The following is a 15,247-nucleotide window of genomic DNA, read 5'->3' as shown; positions in this document are numbered from 1 at the left end:
GGGCGATGACAAATGTAGTGGGGACGCAGCTTCGCATTCTCGCGACATATTTGCCCGAGCTTTGCTCTTCGTTTCACCCTCTCTCTTCGCAGAGGGCGCAGGGAAAGCCGGGTGCCGATCGCACCCATGGGCCCCGAGCAAAAGGTAGAAAGCTCGGGGGTAGGACCACAGGTGTAACCGGAAACTCCGGCTTTCCCTGCGCGATGGGTTACGGCTTACTTCGCGCTCTCCCCGGCGAGACTGGGCTTGTTTGTCACCGCCTTCGCAAGACGCAATTGCGTCTTACAAGGGGACACCGGCCACAACTAGGGCGTCAGGACCACACGACTTCACCGTCCGCATCAATCACGCTTCGTCCGTCGTGATCTCAGCGTCCACCGCATCCCACACCGCGTTCGTGACGATCGCGACCCGCCCCTCCTCGGGTGAGACGGGCGAACCATACACTGAGTTGGGTGTTCTGATAAATAGAAATATTTTTGCTGTGGGGGCTTGCGCCGTCGGGCAACTCAGTGATCCGCATCTCGACGATTGCTGCGGCTGCGGTAATAAAGGGACGGGAACCAGAGGTCGCACAGGGCCTCTCGCGCGATCATGGAAGGTCGGAGGAGAAATCGCAGTGCTCGATCACATCCTGAAATTCATGACGCTCGGGACCATCATCGTCGGCATCACCGCGATCTACACCGCGCTCCACACCAACAACCGGCGGCTCGGCGCCGATATCTTCCTCAGATATTCCGACCGCATTTCCGACCTGCGACGCCGCCTGCCAACGGCGGCGTTCCTTGACGAGGGCCCTGCCGGCAGCATTGAGATGATGCCGGAAGAGCGCCGGATCGTGCATGAAGTCATCTTCTCGATCTTCGAGCTCTACGAGCTCAAGGTGAATGGCTTCATTCCGCCGGCGATCTGGAAGATCCGGGAGCCCGACATCGAAAGGGTGCTCTCCCTGCCTGTCTTCCAGCAGGAATTGGCGGCTGTGCGAGTGAGATTCGTGAGGCATCCGCGTTTTGCGGCATGGCTCGACCAGATCGGGCAAAGCAAGGCATAGCCGGGGGCGACGCCCGAACAGAGGTCGTGTCCGCCATCGATGATGAGGGTGCCGGTGATCCGGCGCCGCTCGCGCAACGCGCAGGGTCGCCGCGCAATGTGACGAGCCGTTATGACCTTCGTCATCTCGACGTTCATATGAGGATGCCGCAACCTGCGACAACATGTGCGGCTCGCGCAGCCCGCGTGTTCTGTTCGCATGGATCGCATTCGCGTCGCGCGCGGTGGATTGCCACATGATTAGGCACACGTCTTCAGTCGCGGTCGACGGGAATCCGGTGCGCTGGATTCTCGATATGTCATGTACCGTGCTTACGTCTGTTCTCGGCCGCTACGTGCGTTTCGTCTCAGCGCGAAGATCGCGAAAATTTTCTGAACACGCCGCGACGATGCGTTGCCCGATCGCATCGCACGAAAGCAATTTTGGATTTCTTCACGATGCGCGTTGCCGCTCCTCTGGTTCTCGCGCAGATTGTTCTCTAGATCACTCGAGCGATCTCGGCGATGGGCTCCCGAGCCGGATCCGGCAACCACGCGACAATACAATCGCGACAATGATGAATGCCATGTGTGAGCACGACTGCCGCAGGAACCTGCATCGGCCCTATCAGGAGCGGCCATCGTAAGCAGGGTGACATGCGCGCATCCAGAAAATCCCGCTTCTCCGTCTGCCTGAAAATTCGCCCGTCCGTCAGAGGCCGGCGACGCAACCTTGGGAATGCGCCTCCGTTGAGCCGACGTTCGTCGTTTGCGACAACGGGGGACGAAATTACATGCAAGAAGACGACAATAGGCCGGTGAGCGCAGCCAAGCTCCTGGAACAGGTTCCCCTGCCGCGCGAGCCCCGGGACATCAGGGACACCACGCCGGCGCCGCCGCGTCTCTTCTCGACCAGACCCTATCCGGCGCCGGAACAGTTTGAGGTCTGGAAGACGCGCATGGCCTCGCTGCTCGACGTGGCGCCACCGGACGGCCACGACCCTGCACGCGGGTTCGAGGTCGAATACCTCACCTGCAACATGGCTGACATCGTGTTCTCATCCGGGCAGTTTGCCGGTCAGACCTTTGCGCGTGTGTCCGAGTCGTCGCAGCGTTCCCCGGTCGATATCTGGTGGTTGTTCCGCGTGCGCTCGGGAGAAGCCTGGTTCGAGACCGGCGAGCGGCAAATCCTTGCCGGGCCTGGCGCCATGTTCATGATCTCGCTTGACGACGACTTCCGCGGCCGCATCACGGATTATGACGGCCTGGTGATTGGCTTGCGGCGCGGCGCCTTTGCGGGTGCCGCCGAGCAAGTCGACAGCGTCTGCAACACCATTCTCTCGGGCAATCTGATCGAGCTGCTGGCGGATTATCTGGACCGGCTCGAGATGCGTTTGATTCAGATGTCACCGGACGAGCTGAGGCTGGCCGGACGGGCGACCGCGAACATGATCGCTGCGTGTATCGAGCTGTCCGCCGGGCCGGAGCAGGGACGAAGCACCATCGAATCGATCCTGTTCGAGCGTGCGCGCCGTTATATAGAGGCGCATCTCGGCGACTTTGACCTCACGCCGGACCGCGTGGCGCAGCAATTGCGGATCTCGCGCTCGAACCTCTACCGTGCCTTTGAGAGCGTCGGCGGCGTTGCCGGCTACATCATGCGCAAGCGTCTGCGCGCCGCGCATGCGGAGCTGGTCGGGAGCGCCGACAGGCAGGTGCAGGAGATTGCCTATCGCCACGGCTTCAAGCTGGCATCGGATTTCACGCGCGCGTTCCGCCGCGAATTCGGCGTCAGCCCACGCGAAGCGCGCGAGCGCGCACGCGGCTGATCAACTACCGGTTGAGTTGCGGCGAGATCGTCTGCCGTGTGGCGTGCAGATCGTTCAACTTGTGAGACGATCTGCCAGCTATTTGGACGGGCTGCTGAGTGACGCTGGCAGAATTGTGTCTATCATTTTGCAACATGACGACTCGGGGCATTTTGATGGGGCGGTCGAGCGAGCGCTGGGTGGCAAGAGCGCGCTCGCTGAACGCGACACATCGCTGGCCAGGACCGGAAGGCGCGCGCACATCGCGCCGTCTTCACTTCTCCACCTGCGTTCCCAGAGAACACGCAGGTTGGCACAGTCCGCGGCGTAGCTCCCCGGCGTCTGGACAAGATGTCACAAAGGGGACGCGCCATGGCTGTCGCATGGAACTCTGTTGCACGCGTGAGATCGCAAGGCTTCGTCCGGAGCTGGGTCGCATCTGCAGATGCGGACAGCCGTTCGCTGCGCCGCCGGCTGATGGCGGTGCTGCGCCAGGCGCACCGGAGACTCGGCGTCAAGCGTGACCGGCTCGGGCTCGGCTCACTCGGTGCCGGCGGTGCGGTCGGCGCGCTGCTCGTCGTCATGGGAATCATGACCCCGCAGGCGGCGTTCGCGCAGGTTGCCATCGGCAATGGTGTTTTGAGCAACCCCGCCAACTGCACCAATCCCACCGCTGCAACTGCAGGCAGCACTGCTATTGGTTGCGGCGCCCATGCTGCCGGCACCACCGCAACCGCCATTGGCGCCAATACCAATGCGAATGGCCAGAATTCCCTGGCGGTAGGCGATTCGAACACCGCAAACGGCGATGGTTCGATCATCGTGGGCTATTCCAACTCCGTGAACGGCCTGAATGCGATCGGTATGGGTGTGTTTGCGAACGCGACCGGCACCAACGCTCTCGCCATAGGTGGGAACGCGCATTCCACCGGGGACGGATCCTCATCCTTCGGCGTCAACACCACTGCAAATGGAGTGGGTGCCTTAGCGCTAGGATCGACGGCGAGCGCCTCCGGTGGCGCCTCGATCGCGATTGGATTGTCCTCCGCTGCCTCATCTCCAAACGGCTCGGGCACGGCCATCGGGGTCAGCTCCAAAGCAAACGCCGGAGTCGGCGGCGGGTCGCCAATCGCCATCGGCACGAATGCCAATGCCAGCGGGACCGCGCCCGCCGGCTTCACGTTCGAGGCTGTTGCGCTCGGCACGGGTTCCACCGCCACGGGGGCCTGGTCGACCAGCGTCGGCCCAAGCGCTTCAGCGACGGGCACGGGCTCCAGCGCTTTCGGCACGTCGGCCACGGCGTCGGCAAATCAGGCCACCGCAGTTGGTAACGGGGCGACCGCTTCCGCGGTAGGGGCCGCAGCCGTGGGATACCTCGCCAATGCCAGCGGCTCCAACGCCGCGGCCTTTGGCATCCAGTCGGCCGCGTCGGGCATCAGTTCGTTGGCCGCCGGCAACCTCGCCAAGGCGTCAGCGGATTTCAGCGTTGCCTTGGGCAATCAGTCGCAGGCACTGAGCACCGGGGGCTCGGTCGCGATCGGATCGGGCGCAATCGTCAACAGTGCAGCGACGGGCGGCATCGCACTCGGCAACAATGCGGCATCCGCCGGCATCAGTTCGATCGCGACCGGCGTTGGAGCCAGTGCCGCCGGCACAAGTTCGCTGGCGATCGGCACTGCCTCAAATGCGAGTGCCGCCGCCAGCACTGCGGTTGGCAACACAGCCGTTGCCAGCGGCCAAAACGCCTCCTCATTCGGGTCTGGAGCGAGCGCGGCAGGAGACAACTCTCTCGCGGCCGGCGTCAGCGCCAACGCCAGCGGAGTCGCCAGTACCGCGCTCGGCATCGGCGCCAAGGCGTCGGCTACAAGCGCCATCGCTATTGGTAACAATGCCGCGGCCAGTTCCGCCAACGCGGTGGCCTTGGGCACCAACGCGGTGGCGACCGGCGGCCAGGCGGTCTCGATCGGCGCGAACAACACCGCCTTTGGCAACGGCGCGGTGGCGATCGGCGATCCCAGCTATGCGAGCGGCACCGGCGCCTTCACCGGCGGCGCGAATAACATCGCCAACAGCGACGGCACGGCCAGCGCCACCGCCGCCAACCAGGCCAACGGCGCCGTCGCGATCGGCAACAACAACAAGGCGATCGGGCAGGGCTCCGTGGCGCTCGGCAATGGCTCCACCGCGGGCGCCGCCGGTCTTGCGGGCAATGTCGCACTGGGCAACGGCGCCACGGCGGCGGCAAAATCCGGCGATGTCGCGCTCGGCTCCGGCAGCGTCACGGCTGCCGCGGTCGGCACGCCAAATGCGGTCGTCAATGGCATCACGTATGGGAACTTCGCCGGCACCACGCCCGGGTCCACGATCAGCGTCGGCGCGGTTGGCGCCGAGCGGACCATCACCAACGTGGCGGCGGGCCGGGTCACGCAGACCTCGACCGATGCCATCAACGGCTCGCAGCTCTACAGCGTCGCCAACACGCTGACGAGCCAGATCGCCGCCGGCGCGATCCACGACTACAGCGTCAACAGCACGACGCCGGGAACCGACACCAACTACAACAACGCCGGAGCCACCGGCGCCAATGCGCTCGCGGCCGGCGTCAGTGCGAGTGCCGCCGGCGCGAGCAGTGTTGCGGTCGGCACTGGCGCCGCGGCACGGGCGTCATCCGATACGGCGCTCGGTTCGGGCGCGCTTGCCGCGTCGCTCAGCAATTCGCCGCTGACCGGGGCCGTTGCCATCGGTGCGGGGCAGGCCACGAATGATGGTGCCATCGCGATCGGCAACGCCTTTGGCGGCGGTCCGAAGGCATCCGGTCGCGATTCGATAGCTCTCGGCACCGACGCGACCGCCGCCAACGCCGGCGCTGTCGCGCTCGGCTCCGGCAGCGTCACGGCTGCCGCGGTCGGCACGTCAGGCATCACCATCGGCACCACCGCCTACAGCTTCGCCGGCACGACGCCGCTCTCGACCGTCAGCGTCGGCGCCGTTGGTGCCGAGCGCACCATCACCAACGTCGCCGCGGGACGGATCAGCAACGGCTCGACCGATGCGATCAACGGTTCGCAGCTGTTTGCCGCCACCTCGGCGATCGACAGCCTCTCGACCGTCGTCAGCAACGGCCTGACGCATTATTATAGCGTCAATGACGGCGGCACCCAGCTTGCGAACTACACCAACAACGGTGCGACCGGTGCGAATTCGATGGCCGTCGGCATCGCCGCCTCGGCGACGGCTGCGAACTCCACCGCGCTCGGCTTCAACACCCAGGCCACGGTCGCCGACGGCGTCGCGATCGGCTCGGGTTCGATCTCCAACCGCGCGCTCGCGCCGGCGTCCGGCACGATCGGTGGCACCATCATCCCCTTCAACACCACCGATCTCACGCTGCTCGGCGCGGTGTCGGTCGGCAATGCGACGAGCTACCGGCAGATCACCAATGTGGCTGACGGCACCCAGTCGAGCGACGCCGTCACCGTGCGGCAGCTGACCGGTGCACTGTCGTCGTTCGCGACCACGACGACGAAATACTTCCACGCCAATTCGACGCTCGCGGATTCCCTCGCGGTCGGCAACAACTCGGTCGCGGTAGGTCCGCAGACCGTGGTCAATGGCGACAACGGCATCGGCATGGGCTTTGGCGCAACCGTGGCGCAGACCGCACCCGGCGGCATTGCGATCGGCCAGAATACGGTATCCAACTTCGCCGATTCGATCGCGTTCGGAACCAATGCGCAGGCCAGCGGCATCCAGTCGGTGTCGATCGGCGCAGGATCCCAGACGACCAATCCGACCAGTGTCGCGCTCGGTCCGAATGCCAAGGCGACGGCGCAGGCCGGCGACGTCGCGCTCGGTGCCAATTCGACCACCTCGACCGTGGTCGCGACCGCCAACACCACGATCGGCGGCACCACCTACAACTTCGCCGGCACGACGCCGACCTCGACCGTCAGCATCGGCAGCGGCGGTTCGGAGCGTACCCTCACCAACCTGGCCGCGGGGCAGATCAGCGCGACCTCGACGGACGCGATCAACGGCTCGCAGCTCTGGGCCACCAACACCTCGCTCGACGCGCTCTATACCACCGTCAACAACATCTCTACCGGCAGCGGCGGCATCAAGTACTTCCACGCCAATTCGACCGCAGCGGATTCCTCCGCCACCGGCGCGGAGAGCGTCGCGATTGGACCGCAATCGGTCGCCAGCGGCGCCAACGCGATCTCGATGGGCAATGGTTCCGCAGCGTCCGCGGCCAACTCGGTCGCGATCGGTGCCGGCGCCAAGGCGACGCAGGCCAACTCGCTGGCGCTCGGTGCGAACTCGACCACCACGGCCAATCTGAGCGATGCGGCCTATACGCCTGTCGTCGGCAAGACCGTCGCGGGGGTTGCGACCGGCGAAGTCTCGGTCGGCTCGTCCGGCGCCGAACGCCGCGTCACCAATGTCGCCGCGGGCTCGGCGGCGACCGATGCGGTCAACGTCAGTCAGCTCCAGGCGGTTGCGAGCGGCTCGATCCGCTACGACACCGATGCCTCCGGCAACACCACCAACAAGGTGACGCTGAACAGTGGCGGTAGCGGGCCGGTGACGATCAGCAACGTGGCGGCGGGCGTCGCGGGCACCGATGCGGTCAACGTCAACCAGCTCAACAGTGCGTTCCAGCAGCTCAACGGCCAGATCGGCGAGGTGCGGCAGGACGCCTGGCGTGCGGCCGCGATCGGCATGGCCGCCGCGTCGCTGCGCTATGACGACCGGCCCGGCAAGATCAGCGCATCGGCGGGCGGCGGCGTCTGGCGCAGCCAGGGCGCGCTCGCCTTCGGCATCGGCTACACCAGCGAGAACGGCCGGCTGCGCAGCAACGCCGCGGCAACCACCGCCGGCAGCGACTGGGGCGTCAGTGCCGGCGTGAGCCTGACGCTCAATTGACCCTGGCGTCGACGAGGCGGCTGGCATGTCTGGCTTTTGCAATCTGGCTCTGCGCGGCGGGGAGTGCGGCCGCGCAGGGCGCGCCGCCGTCCGCCTATGCCGTGAAGCCGTCGGACGTCGTGGTGCCGGAGGGCGAGACGCTCGGCGAGTTCAAACGGATGATCCAGCCGTTTCGGAACTGGACCCTGATCTGCGACGAGAGCCTGAAATCGAAGCGCCGGGTCTGCAACGTCACGCAGTCGATCGTCAACGCGCAGGGCGCGGTCGCCTTCAACTGGTCGCTGATTGCGACCGCCGACGGCAAGCCGCTGATGGCGATGCGCATCCCTGCAGCCGCCGGGGTCGGCGCGCAGATCGAGCTCGCCATGGGTGATAGTCCGGACCGCATCGTCGCGCAGACCGATCGCTGCGATGCCAGTTTCTGCTTCGCCACGATTGCGATCGGCAATGTGCTGAGGCGGCACATCCGCGCGGCAACGCCGTGCCTTGTGTCCTATCAGCTGCCGCAAGCAGGGCCGATCGTGCTGACGGCGCCGCTCGACGGACTGTCCGGTGTGCTGGCGAAGCTGAAATGATGGACAAGAGGACGAATACGCCGATGCGACTGAAGACCCCCATCCTGATTTTCGCGGCGGTCGTCGTGGCGGCGCTCAGCGCGGCCGGCGTCGTGGGCTATGCCCAGCAGATGCAGCCTGCCCAGGCGCAGCCGATGCCGCTGCAGCAGGGCGCGCCCGCGCCGGCCAAGAAACCCGCCGCCGCCGCGAAGCCGCAGCCGCACAAGTCGCGTCCGCAGGAAGCACAGCCGCAATCGCCTGCGGTATCGGCGCCGCCGCAGCAGGCGGCGCAGCAGCCGACGGTGTTCGACGATCATGCGCGGCAGGGCAACATCGTGACCTGCGCCAATCTGTTCGGGACGCTCGGCCGCGGTCTCGCGATGAACTCGAACTACACCGCGCAGTCGCAATGGGATGCCAAGGCCGGCAATTCCCATTCGGTGCAGTCGCTGGTCGCGCTCGCACCTGGCCAGGCCGCGCAAGGCAATGCGCAAGGTAACGCGCAAGGCAGCGCGGCGCAGCAGGCCGCCGGCGTAGTGTTTGCCTCGCCGGTTGGATCGTCCTGTGAAGGCAATCTGGTGCGGGTGACGCCACGCACGGAGAGCTGCCCGACAGTTGCCGCCGAGCTCGCCAAGCTCAATGGGCAGAGCGGCGCGCTGGGCGAGCTCTCGACCGTCGCGCTGCCGAACGGCGCGCAAGTGATGCTGATTCCGTTCGGCAATGCCTGCGTCGCGGTGACGGCGCTGCGGATCGCCGCCGGGGGATGACGCGCGGTTGATCGACGCTGGGTCACGCGCGCTCGCCGCGCCGCTTCGGTCGGCGCGACGTTACCGGTAGCCGCAATCAGCAGCATCACGGTTCCGTGCGCCGCGACAGTCCAGCGACAAGGGGCTGGATTTTTCCTCCGGGATAGTCAATTCTGATTCAGAACTTACCCATCCGTGCCATACGCGGAGGAGATATCCCATGGAGGAAGCGCGTCCGGAGCAGTATGTCCGCCAGGTCGGCGGTGAACTTGTGTCCTCCGTCATCGCGCGGTCGAAGCCGATCCGGGTCGAGCTGCTCAGCCGGACCTCGCGGCCCCGCATGAACTGGCATTTCCGCCAGCCTGAACTGACCCTGTTCTGGTTCCGCAACGGCTGCTCGCAATTGCGCGCCACGATCAATGGCCGGCCGGTCGAATCCGAATTCTCCGAGGCGGCCAATCTCGCGCTGTTTCCCGCCGGCACCGAGATCGAGGGCGAATGGTCGGTCGGGCCGGCGTTCGATTATGTGGTCGTGTTCCTCGATCCAAAGTTCGTGCAGAGCCGTCTCAACGGCGTGATCGAACGGCCGGCGCTTGCGTTCGGCCATGACCAGCTCTGCCGCGGCCTCGCCGAGCTCAGCCAGGAAGCCGCCACACCCGACAATCTGTTCGATCTGTTCGCCGAGGGCTGGGCCAGCCAGGCGCTGGCCCATATCGCGCGGCTGTCGCGCGGCACAGAACCTGCGAAGCCCTTGAGCCGCGGCGGATTGCCGGCGCTCAAGCTGCGCAGGATCGAGGAGTTCGTCCGGGCAAACCTTGGCGAGACGATCTCGCTTTCGGCGCTGTCAGATGTAGCCGGCCTGAGCAAGCGGCATTTCCTGCGCGCCTTCCAGGAGAGCACGGGCACCAGCCCGCACCGCTATGTGCTCGATCTCCGCATCGACCAGGCCAAGCGCCGCCTCGGCGAGACCGATGACAGCGTGACCAGCATCGCGCTGGCGTCGGGCTTCAGCCACGCCCAGCATTTTTCGTCGGCGTTCAGGCAGGCCACCGGCATGAGCCCGTCGCTGTTCCGGCAGCAGTGCCGGGCCTGAGTTTCGGCGCTTTTTTGCAAGTCGCGGCGGTTTCCCGGAAGCGCGGGCCTCTGCTCCATCGTACGCCGGCATGGCGTAAAATCGGAGAAGGAAGCAGCGCATGTCAGGACCATTGGCGGGAGTTCGCGTACTTGATCTGACCGGGGTCGTCTCGGGCCCGTTCGCGACGATGTTTCTGGCCGATCAGGGCGCCGATGTTCTCAAGGTCGAGCCGATCGGCGGCGACATCACCCGCCGCAGCCGGGCCAATGTCGACAAAACAGGCGAATTCTCGGCGCTGTTCATCTCGTCGAACCGCGGCAAGCGCTCGCTCTCGATCGACATGAAAACCGATGCCGGCCGCGACGTGCTGGGCAAGTTGGTGCTCGAGGCCGACGTGCTGGTGCAGAATTTCCGCCCCGGAACGATGGAACGTCTCGGGCTCGGTCCGGACGAGGTGCGCAGCAAGAATCCGCGGCTGATCTACGTCTCGATCAGCGGCGTCGGCGAAGACGGGCCCTACGCCAAGAAGCGGGTCTACGATCCGATCGTGCAGGGCTTGTCCGGCTTCTGCGATATCCAGGCGCAGCCGGTCACCAACCGTCCGCAGATGATCCGGACCATCGTGGCCGACAAGACGACGGCGGTCTATGCCGCGCAGGCGATCACCGCGGCGCTGTACGCCCGCGAGAAATCCGGCCGCGGCCAGCACATCCAGGTCGCGATGCTCGACGCGATGATCGCCTATCTCTGGCCGGAAGGCATGATGCAGTACACGGTGGTCGGCCGCGAGCAGACCACGTCGGATCCAAACGACCGTCCCGACCTCGTGTTCCAGACCTCGGACGGCTATCTCACCTGCGGGACCATCTCCGATTCCGAGTGGCAGGGCTTCTGCAGGGCCACCGGCGATCCGGAACTGGCCAATGATCCGCGTTTCGCCACGCCGGCCTCGCGCTCGGTCAACGCGACGGCGCGCATCAACAGGATGCAGGACTATATCGGCCGGCACACCACCGCCGAATGGTTGGCGCGGCTCGATGCGGCCGACGTGCCGTGCGCGCCGATCCTCCGGCGCGGCGAGATCATCGCCAACGAGCAGGTGGTTGCCCGCGGGCTGATCGCCGAGCTGGAGCAGCCCGGGGTCGGCACCGTGCGGCAGCCCAAGCCCGCGGCGCGGTTCGATGTCGATGCTGCCGCGATCGGCGGTCCGGCGCCGCGCATCGGTCAGCACAGCCGCGAGGTGCTGCGCGACCTCGGCTACGGCGATGCGGCCATCGAACAGATGATCGCCGAGAGGGCCGTGCGCGCGGTCTGAGCGGCCGCGCCACGCAACGTCACTATCCTTGAACAGAACAACCGCCGTCGGTGGGAGATGTCCTATGGCCGAGACAAACAAGACTGCCTTGCTGGTTGGCGCGGGCGACGCGATCGGCGCCGCGGTGGCGCGGCGCTTCGCGGCCGGCGGTTACACCGTCTGCATCGCGCGGCGCGATGCCGCGAAATCGAGCGCGCTGGTGGAGGAGTTGACCGGCGCCGGCGGCCAGGTGCATGCGCTCAGCGTCGACGCCCGGCGCGAGACCGAGGTGCAAGAGCTCTGCGAGCGGGTCGAACGCGAGTTCGGGCCGATCGAGGTCTGCCTGTTCAATGCGGGCTCGAACGTCAAGAAGGAGTTGCACGAGACCAGCGAAAAACTGTTCTTCAAGGCCTGGGAGCTCGCCTGCTTCGCCGGCTTCCTGGTCGGGCGCGAGGCGACACGGCACATGCTGCGGCATGGCCGCGGCACCATGCTCTTCACCGGCGCAACCGCCAGCGTGCGCGGCAGCAGCGGCTTTGCGGCATTCGCATCCGCCAAGTTCGGCCTGCGCGCGGTCGCCCAGGCGATGGCGCGCGAGCTCGGGCCGAAGAACATCCATGTCGCCCATCTCCTGATCGATGCCGGCGTCGACAGCCCGGCCATCCACCAGCGGATGAAGGTCGCCACGGGCATCGACGCGTCGGCGATCCCGCCTGACACGCTGACCCGCACGTCCTCGATCGCCGAGGCCTACTGGTTCGTGCACCAGCAAAGCCGCGACGGCTGGAGCCACGAGCTGGATCTGCGGCCCTCCGTCGAGAAATGGTGACGCCATGCCGGAAACGCTGACGCTGTGGGGGGTAGGGACATCGCGGACGATCCGGGCCCATTGGGCGCTGCACGAATTGGGACTGGACTATCACTGCAAGCCGATCCTGCCGCGCTCGGGCGAGACCAAGACGCCGGAATACACGTTGCTCAATCCGCGTCAGAAAATACCCCTGCTGCAGGATGGCGACTTCACGATCGGCGAGAGTGCCGCCATCGTCGCCTACCTGGCGCGCCATTACTCCAACCCGAACATCTCTCTTGTCCCGGTCGAGGAGCACGATTTCGCGCGATGGCTGGAATGGTGCTTCTTCATCGTGGCTGAACTGGACTCGACCAGCCTCTACGTGATGCGCCGCCACGGCCTCAAGGGCCTCGCGCATATCTACGGCCACGCGCCCGATGTGGTCGGAAAGGCCGCGGAGTATTTCCGCCAGCAACTGCGGCACGTCGAGGTCGCGTTGTCGGACGGCCGCCAATATCTGATGGGCGACCAATTCACCAGCGCGGATATCCTGCTGACCACCTGCCTGGTATGGGCGATCGATTACGGCGTCGGGGTCTGCGACGTCGCGACGCCGTACCTCGACCGCGTCACGGCACGGCCGGCCTACAAGGAGAGTGTCGCGGTCAACACTGTGAAGATCTGAGCGGTGACACGTGTCAGGGCCTCCGTGGCCGCTCAAAGGCAAACGTTGCCGTCGGCTAAGCGAGCCAACGCTTGCGCCTCTTGTAGTGCTTCACATCGCGATATGATTTTCGCTTGTCGCCGGCGATGCCAAGATAGAATTCCTTGACGTCCTCGTTGGCGGCGAGGGCGCGCGCTTCGCCATCCATCACCACGCGGCCGTTCTCGAGGATGTAGCCGTGGCTCGCATATCTGAGCGCCATATTGGTGTTCTGCTCGGCCAGAAGAAACGATACACCTTCCTTGACGTTGAGGTCCTTCACGATGTCAAAGATCTCCTCGACGATTTGGGGCGCGAGGCCCATCGAAGGTTCGTCGAGCAGGATCATCTTCGGGCGCGACATCAGCGCGCGCCCGATCACACACATCTGTTGCTCCCCGCCGGACGTATAGCCGGCGGTGGAACCGCGCCGCTCCTTGAGACGGGGGAAATAGGCATAGACCCGTTCCAGATCCTGCTTGATCGCGAACTTGCCATCCCTGCGCGTGAAGGCGCCGGTCAGGAGATTCTCTTCGACCGTAAGATGAGGGAAGGCGCGCCGCCCCTCCATCACCTGAATGCAGCCGCGTCGCACCACGTCGTTTGGCGACATGGACTTCACCTCGACGCCGTTGAACAGGATCGAGCCCTTGGTGACCTCGCCGCGCTCTGCGTGCAGCAGGTTGGAGATCGCCTTCAGCGTCGTCGTCTTGCCGGCGCCGTTGGCGCCGAGAAGCGCGACAATGCCGCCTCGCGGGACCTCCAGCGAGACTCCCTTCAACACGAGGATGACGTGATCGTAGACAACCTCGATATTGTTGACCGATAGAATCAGAGCTGCCGCTTCCGTCGCAGCGGTGACGACCTTGGCGATTGACACGCTCAGACCTCCAAACTGGAACAGGGGCCGGGATCCGGGAGTAGGCAAACCTGCCTCCCGGATCACTTGCACGGGCTCAGGTTTCTTTCGCGCAGTCGCGCGGCGTGATCTTCTTCTCCGCGGCATACTTCGCCGACACATCGGCCACGAGCGGTTCGATGAGCGATTCGTCGGCCGTGTACCAGTCGGAGATCACTTTCCAACCCTTGCCGTCCCATTGCTGGACGCGCCCGTAGCGCGCGCCCTCGTGGTCGGAGCAGGAAATGCTGACCGGCTTCAACATCCCCTCAAAGCCGAGTTCCTTGATCCGATCAGCGGTGAGGATGAGGTTCTCAAGTCCCCAACGGACCTGCTCGCCCGTCAGCGGTTTCTTGCCGAACTTTTCCTGCGCCTTGCGGATCGCCTCCACGCCGAGCATGGCGTTCGTCATGCCGCGGTTGTAGAGAACTTCGCCGATCTTGCCAGGTTCTGTCGAACCCTTGCCCTTGGTGTAGACGTACTTCTCTATCTCCGCGTGTGCCGGGAATTTTCCCGCGCCATGCTGAAGCATCAGCGACTTGTAGCCGGCGGCTTGATCACCTGCCGGCGTCACATCCGGCTCTGCGCCCGACCACCAAACACCGATCATCTTGTCGCGCGGATAGGCGACGGCGGCCGCTTCCTTGATTGCCGTGCTGTTCATGACGCCCCAGCCCCAGACCAGCACATAGTCCGGCCGATTCTGGCGGATCGCCAGCCATTGCGACTTCTGCTCGACACCGGGGTGGGTGACCGGGATCGGCGTGAACTCAAAGCCGTATTTCTGCGCCAACACCTGCAGCATCGGGATCGGTTCCTTGCCATACGGGCTGTCGTGATACAGCAGCGAAATCTTCTTGCCTTTCAGCTTGTCGAACCCGCCGAGCTCCTTGGCGGCGTGCTGGATCGCGATATCCGCCGCGGACCAGTAGGTGCCGAGCAGCGGGAAATTGTACGGGAACACCGCGCCGTTCTTGGAATCGGCGCGGCCGTACCCCATCGTGATGATCGGGATCTTGTCGGTCGTGGTCTTTTCGGTGAGCGCGAAGGTGATGCCGGTCGACAGCGGATTGATGAAGGCCGCGCCGGTTGGACCCTTGCTCTTGAGACGCTCATAGCACTCGACGCCTTTGTCGGTCGCGTAGGCGGTCTCGCACTCCTCGACCAGAAGCTTGACGCCGTTGATGCCGCCGTCGCGCTCGTTGATCAGGTTGTAGTAGTCGGCAACGCCGTTTGCGTAGGGCGCGCCATTCACGGCGTACGGTCCGGTCCGGTAGGACAGAATTGGAATGAACTGCTCGTTTTGCGCTGCGGCCGGTGCGCTAAACGCCGCGCCGGCCAAGGCGGTCGCTAGTATCAGTACACTGCGTGCAATACTTGCCATATTGATATCCTCCTCCTTAGAATCTCTCTTTTCG

At 65.1% G+C, this 15,247-nt stretch carries 11 protein-coding genes; 9 read left to right on the top strand and 2 right to left on the bottom strand.

Features of this window, described 5'->3' with window-relative positions; translation table 11 throughout:
- Positions 1 to 619 precede the first annotated feature (619 nt).
- The 9 genes from K359_RS0111025 to K359_RS0110985 all read left to right on the top strand — a co-directional run bounded on the left by K359_RS0111025 (position 620) and on the right by K359_RS0110985 (position 12,913).
- Entirely contained in the window at positions 620 to 1,054 is a 435-nt protein-coding gene (locus K359_RS0111025) for a hypothetical protein (protein ID WP_029079397.1), read from the top strand.
- 796 nt (positions 1,055 to 1,850) lie between these two features.
- Positions 1,851 to 2,861, top strand: a complete 1,011-nt coding sequence (locus tag K359_RS0111020) for a helix-turn-helix domain-containing protein (RefSeq protein ID WP_245284574.1) — start codon at positions 1,851 to 1,853, stop codon at positions 2,859 to 2,861.
- 351 nt (positions 2,862 to 3,212) lie between these two features.
- Positions 3,213 to 7,766, top strand: a complete 4,554-nt coding sequence (locus K359_RS0111015) for an S-layer family protein (protein WP_029079395.1) — start codon at positions 3,213 to 3,215, stop codon at positions 7,764 to 7,766.
- Entirely contained in the window at positions 7,763 to 8,341 is a 579-nt protein-coding gene (locus tag K359_RS0111010; RefSeq protein ID WP_029079394.1) for an invasion associated locus B family protein, read from the top strand. Before K359_RS0111015 ends, K359_RS0111010 begins: the two co-directional genes overlap by 4 nt.
- Before the next feature lie 23 nt (positions 8,342 to 8,364).
- Complete coding sequence (locus tag K359_RS57210) at positions 8,365 to 9,087, top strand: hypothetical protein (RefSeq protein ID WP_156928442.1); 723 nt, start codon at positions 8,365 to 8,367, stop codon at positions 9,085 to 9,087.
- 199 nt (positions 9,088 to 9,286) lie between these two features.
- On the top strand, positions 9,287 to 10,159 hold the full coding sequence (locus K359_RS0111000; RefSeq protein WP_029079393.1) for an AraC family transcriptional regulator: 873 nt from the start codon (positions 9,287 to 9,289) through the stop codon (positions 10,157 to 10,159).
- A 100-nt stretch (positions 10,160 to 10,259) separates the two neighbouring features.
- Positions 10,260 to 11,456: a CaiB/BaiF CoA-transferase family protein gene (locus tag K359_RS0110995; RefSeq protein ID WP_029079392.1), complete on the top strand. Its 1,197-nt coding sequence runs from the start codon at positions 10,260 to 10,262 to the stop codon at positions 11,454 to 11,456.
- Positions 11,457 to 11,520: 64 nt separating this feature from the next.
- Positions 11,521 to 12,264, top strand: a complete 744-nt coding sequence (locus K359_RS0110990; protein ID WP_029079391.1) for an SDR family NAD(P)-dependent oxidoreductase — start codon at positions 11,521 to 11,523, stop codon at positions 12,262 to 12,264.
- Between the two features lie 4 nt (positions 12,265 to 12,268).
- On the top strand, positions 12,269 to 12,913 hold the full coding sequence (locus K359_RS0110985; protein WP_029079390.1) for a glutathione S-transferase family protein: 645 nt from the start codon (positions 12,269 to 12,271) through the stop codon (positions 12,911 to 12,913).
- Between the two features lie 55 nt (positions 12,914 to 12,968).
- Here K359_RS0110985 and K359_RS0110980 read toward each other — a convergent pair whose 3' ends face one another.
- Together K359_RS0110980 and K359_RS0110975 are read right to left on the bottom strand one after the other, a co-directional pair.
- Complete coding sequence (locus tag K359_RS0110980) at positions 12,969 to 13,811, bottom strand: ABC transporter ATP-binding protein (RefSeq protein WP_029079389.1); 843 nt, start codon at positions 13,809 to 13,811, stop codon at positions 12,969 to 12,971.
- Between the two features lie 76 nt (positions 13,812 to 13,887).
- Positions 13,888 to 15,213, bottom strand: coding sequence for an ABC transporter substrate-binding protein (locus K359_RS0110975; protein ID WP_035976421.1), 1,326 nt, complete (start codon positions 15,211 to 15,213; stop codon positions 13,888 to 13,890).
- Positions 15,214 to 15,247 lie beyond the last annotated feature (34 nt).

Origin of the sequence: Bradyrhizobium sp. th-b2, assembly GCF_000426785.1 — a bacterium.
Classification (GTDB): Bacteria; Pseudomonadota; Alphaproteobacteria; order Rhizobiales; family Xanthobacteraceae; genus Bradyrhizobium; species Bradyrhizobium septentrionale.
This window is presented reverse-complemented; position numbering and strand designations above follow the sequence as displayed.

Bases quoted from the DNA above. Each gene is read 5' to 3' on its own strand.
- K359_RS0111015 (WP_029079395.1), top strand. From the start codon at position 3,213: ATGGCTGTCGCATGGAACTCTGTTGCACGCGTGAGATCGCAAGGCTTC.
- K359_RS57210 (WP_156928442.1), top strand. From the start codon at position 8,365: ATGCGACTGAAGACCCCCATCCTGATTTTCGCGGCGGTCGTCGTGGCG.
- K359_RS0111000 (WP_029079393.1), top strand. From the start codon at position 9,287: ATGGAGGAAGCGCGTCCGGAGCAGTATGTCCGCCAGGTCGGCGGTGAA.
- K359_RS0110995 (WP_029079392.1), top strand. From the start codon at position 10,260: ATGTCAGGACCATTGGCGGGAGTTCGCGTACTTGATCTGACCGGGGTC.
- K359_RS0110990 (WP_029079391.1), top strand. From the start codon at position 11,521: ATGGCCGAGACAAACAAGACTGCCTTGCTGGTTGGCGCGGGCGACGCG.
- K359_RS0110985 (WP_029079390.1), top strand. From the start codon at position 12,269: ATGCCGGAAACGCTGACGCTGTGGGGGGTAGGGACATCGCGGACGATC.
- K359_RS0110975 (WP_035976421.1), bottom strand. From the start codon at position 15,213: ATGGCAAGTATTGCACGCAGTGTACTGATACTAGCGACCGCCTTGGCC.